The organism is Corynebacterium sp. UBA2622 (assembly GCF_002339505.1).
Lineage (GTDB): Bacteria > Actinomycetota > Actinomycetes > Mycobacteriales > Mycobacteriaceae > Corynebacterium.
Window position 1 is genome coordinate 308,019 of record NZ_DDJO01000009.1, and the last position, 506, is coordinate 308,524.

At 72.9% G+C, this 506-nt stretch carries 1 protein-coding gene; it reads right to left on the bottom strand.

Going from position 1 to position 506, the window contains the following annotated elements; genetic code table 11:
* Positions 1–506 (bottom strand): translation initiation factor IF-2 N-terminal domain-containing protein (locus tag B3611_RS04100; protein ID WP_291313793.1); only part of this gene is annotated, 506 nt, incomplete at both ends.

Here is a 506-nt window from a genome sequence, read left to right on the forward strand (position 1 = left end):
TCCTCGTCCTCCGGGGACACGACCTGGACCTCGTAGTTGATCTCGGCACCCAGAATCTGGAGGGTCTCCTCCGGCACGGACTGGGTCGCGGTCACCATCTCACCGAGGTTGAACAGCGCCTGCACGAGGCTCGAGGCCTCGGCGCCAATCTTCTCGGCGAAGTCGGACAGGGTCGCACCCTGACGCAGGCGGACGGCCTTGCCGCCGCCGTCGGGCAGACGCACACCGCCGACGACGTTCGGCTGGTGCATCTCCTCGTACTCGTTGCGCTTCTGACGCTTGGACTTGCGCCCGCGCCCGGGTGCTCCACCCGGACGGCCGAACGCGCCGGCAGTGCCACCGCGACGGCCACCGCGTCCGCGGAAGCCTCCGCCCTGGCCCGGACCGCCCGGTCCGCCCTGGCCGCGTCCGCGGCCGCCGGGCCCACCCTGTTTGCCGCCGCGTGTGCGGCCGCCAGCGGCCGCCTTGGCCGGCATCTGCGCGGGGTTCCGAGCCATGTCACCGGG